Origin of the sequence: Thiohalocapsa sp. (assembly GCF_019695415.1) — a bacterium.
Taxonomy (GTDB): domain Bacteria; phylum Pseudomonadota; class Gammaproteobacteria; order Chromatiales; family Chromatiaceae; genus Thiohalocapsa.
Window position 1 is genome coordinate 1 of record NZ_JAIFKJ010000367.1, and the last position, 3,183, is coordinate 3,183.

4 protein-coding genes are annotated in these 3,183 nt (G+C 68.5%); 1 reads left to right on the forward strand and 3 read right to left on the reverse strand.

Annotated features, from left to right (window positions below; translation table 11 throughout):
- Positions 1-190 (reverse strand): hypothetical protein (locus tag I6U14_RS10545; RefSeq protein WP_296899150.1); only part of this gene is annotated, 190 nt, incomplete at its 3' end.
- 207 nt (positions 191-397) lie between these two features.
- Here I6U14_RS10545 and I6U14_RS10550 point away from each other — a divergent pair.
- Positions 398-943 (forward strand): DUF2062 domain-containing protein, encoded by a 546-nt coding sequence (locus tag I6U14_RS10550; RefSeq protein WP_296899152.1) that lies wholly within the window; start codon positions 398-400, stop codon positions 941-943.
- On the opposite strand, the gene lolD is transcribed toward I6U14_RS10550, so the two are convergent.
- Together lolD and I6U14_RS10560 are read right to left on the reverse strand one after the other, a co-directional pair.
- The gene (gene lolD, locus I6U14_RS10555; protein ID WP_296899154.1) at positions 895-1,632 is read right to left on the reverse strand and encodes a lipoprotein-releasing ABC transporter ATP-binding protein LolD; all 738 of its coding nucleotides are present in this window, start codon (positions 1,630-1,632) and stop codon (positions 895-897) included. The two genes, I6U14_RS10550 and lolD, sit on opposite strands and share 49 nt — an antisense overlap.
- The gene (locus I6U14_RS10560) at positions 1,625-2,905 is read right to left on the reverse strand and encodes a lipoprotein-releasing ABC transporter permease subunit (protein ID WP_296899156.1); all 1,281 of its coding nucleotides are present in this window, start codon (positions 2,903-2,905) and stop codon (positions 1,625-1,627) included. Before I6U14_RS10560 ends, lolD begins: the two co-directional genes overlap by 8 nt.
- Positions 2,906-3,183: the final 278 nt, after the last annotated feature.

The window sequence follows — 3,183 nt, forward strand, 5'->3', positions numbered from 1 at the left end:
CCCTCGGCGGCGGGCCGCAGGGCGGGGGCGCCAAGAGGGCGGGGGCGCGGGCGGCGGCAAAGAACGACCCTACCAACCGGGCCTCGGGGAGGGGCGGGGGCAGGGGAAAACCGCCGCAACCCACCGCAAAGGCCAGGGCGACTGGCGCCGGCGTAAGCCGCAGGCGCTCCTGCGGGGCGTCGGCAGTCATATGCGCGTGCACTTCCGCATCCCTGCGCAGGGCCTGCCCTCACCCTGCGCAGGGGCCGGCGAGCGCCACCGTATCCGTGGCACTCAACACAGTGACTCCCGGCCCCAGCTCCGGCCGCCACAGGCAGACCGCTTCCGCCGCAGCAGGGCTGGCGTATACTCGCAGTGGCACTCGCGCCGCCTACCCACAGACCCCCGACCCGAGACCGTGAGACGCTGGCTCAAGGGCATCCTGCCGGATCCGCGCGTGATCCTGGAAAGCCGCTGGATCCGCGTCTTCGGCACCCTGTTGCAGGACCCGAACCTCTGGCACCTGAACCGGCGCTCGGCTTCCGGCGGCGTCGCCGTCGGCCTGTTCATGATGTACATGCCGCCCTTCGGGCAAGTCTTCATGGCCGCCGCAGCCGCCATTAAGCTCCGCGTCAACTTGCCCATTGCGGCCTCACTGGTATGGCTCAGCAACCCGTTGACCATCCCGCCCATGTTCTATCTGGCCTATGTCATCGGAGCCCTGCTGACGGGCCAGCCCATCCGCACCTTCGAGCCCGAGTTCTGGCTCGACTGGCACAATTGGCTGGGGGTCCTCGGGCCGCTCGCGCTCGGCAGCATCATCTGCGCCTGTGCCGTCGCAGCCATTGGCTATTTCATGGTGCAGTGGCTCTGGCGCCGCAGCCTGCTGCGCGAGATCGAGCGCCGCCGCCGGCGCTATGCCGTCGCCCGGGACAGCACGCCGTCGTCCAAGCGCCAGACGTGATCCGCCCGCGCAGCAAGGTCGAGGTCGTGGGTGACGATGACGAAGCTGGTGCCCTGCTCTGCGTTCAGCTCCAGCATCAGCTCGTAGACGTCCGCCGCGGTATGCCGGTCGAGATTGCCGGTGGGCTCGTCCGCCAGCACGCAGTCTGGCCGTGTCACCAGTGCGCGTGCGATGGCTGCCCGTTGGCGCTCGCCGCCGGAGAGCTCCGCGGGCTTATGGGTCAGACGATGCTCGAGGCCCACCCGGCCCAGCAGCGCCACTGCCTGCTCCCGCGCCTCGGCCGGTGCCAGATTACGGATCAGCAACGGCATAGCCACGTTCTCCAGCGCCGTGAACTCCGGCAGCAGGTGGTGGAACTGATAGACGAAGCCGAGGCGCTGGTTGCGCAACAACCCCCGAGCACGCTCGGACAGGCGCGCGGGGTCCTGCCCCGCCCAGAGCACCTGCCCGGTGGAGGGCCGCTCCAGTCCGCCCAGGCAGTGCAGCAGCGTGCTTTTGCCGCAGCCGGAGGAGCCGACGATGGCGATACGCTCACCGCGCCCCACAGCGATGTCCACGGTGCGCAGCACGACAACCTCCTGCGGGCCTTGGCGGAAAGACTTGCCGACGGCGCGGGCCTGGAGCACGGGGACAGCCGCGTCCGCCGCTGGCTCCCGTGCCGGCCCGACAGTCGATGCGAGATCATTCATAGCGAAGGGCCTCGGCCGGGTCCGTGCGCGCGGCGCGCCAAGCCGGATACAGGGTGGCCAGCACAGACATCAGAAAGGCACCGCCGCCCACACGCAGCACATCGCCGGCACGCACATCCGAGGGCAGTGCACTGATGTAGTAGATGCTCGGGTCGAGAAAATGCACGCCGAAGGCTCGCTCGATGCTCGCGACGATGGGCTCCACGTTCCAGCCCAAGAGCACGCCGCCAACGACACCGAGCAGGGTTCCGACAACACCGATGGCAGTGCCCTGGACCATGAAGATGGCCATCACCCGCCCCGGCGAGGCCCCGAGCGTGCGCAGCACGGCTATGTCCGCGCGCTTGTCGGTGACCACCATCACCAGCGTCGACACAATATTGAAGGCCGCCACTGCAACGATGAGGAACAGAATGATGGTCATCATCCGCTTCTCCGTGCGCAGCGCCGCGAAGAAGTTGCGGTGCACCTGGGTCCAGTCGGTCACTCGGTACGCGACGGCAGCGCCATCGGCCCCGCCTTGGGCCTCTGCATTCAACGCATAGGCGAGCTCTCGGGAGACCAGGGGGGCGTCGAACATGTCCGTGAGCTTGAGGCGCACGCCCTCGGCGGCATCGCCGAGACGCATCAGGAGCGCCGCATCGGCCATGTGCATGAAGCCGGCACCGCGGTCGTAATCCGACATGCCGACCTCGAAGATCCCGACGACAGTGAACGCCTTGAGCCTCGGCATGACGCCCACGGGCGTGGCGTTCAGCTGCGGCGTCACCACGGTCACCTTGTCGCCGACGCCGACGCCGAGCACGGCCGCCAGCTCCGCGCCCAGCACGATGTTGAAGCTTCCAGGCGCGAGGTCGTCGACGCTGCCGATGACCATGTCCCGACGCAGGTCGGAGACGGCGTCCTCGCGCTCCGGCACGATGCCCCTCAGTAGCGCTGCGTGGGTGCGCCCGGCATGCATGAGCATAGATTCCAGCTCCACGTAGGGTGCGGCGCCCACCACGTCCGGATACGCCTGCACGCGCTCCACCAGGGCCTCCCAATCCGCGATGCCCGCCTCCGGCACGCTCAGTGTCGCGTGCGAGGCCATACCGAGGATGCGCTCCTGGATCTCCTTATGGAAGCCGTTCATCACCGAAAGCACGACAATGAGCGCGACAATGCCGAGCATGATGCCCAGCATGGAAATCAGGGAGATGAAGGAAATGAAATGGTTACGCCGCTTCGCTCGGGTATAGCGCAGGCCGACGAAGAGGGACAGGGGACGGAACATGGGCGGGGACTAGAGCATGTTCCGCACACACGGAACTGAAAACGGCAGACGCCGCGGAAATCGGGCGGTGCAACAGCGCCGATGCCACGCCCAGGGTGGGGCGGACCCTTCGCCAGACGCCGCTTGGCGCAGTGCCGTCGGCCCGGGGCGGCGGCTGGTGCGCACCGGACAGTGCCCAGGGGCCGCTGCCCTCCGGGCCGTCCGATGCTTGGGCAGGCCGCCCGGCTGGGCGCAGAGGCCAGCCCCTTGGTGCCCAGCTGGTTGGTGACTGGGCGGGG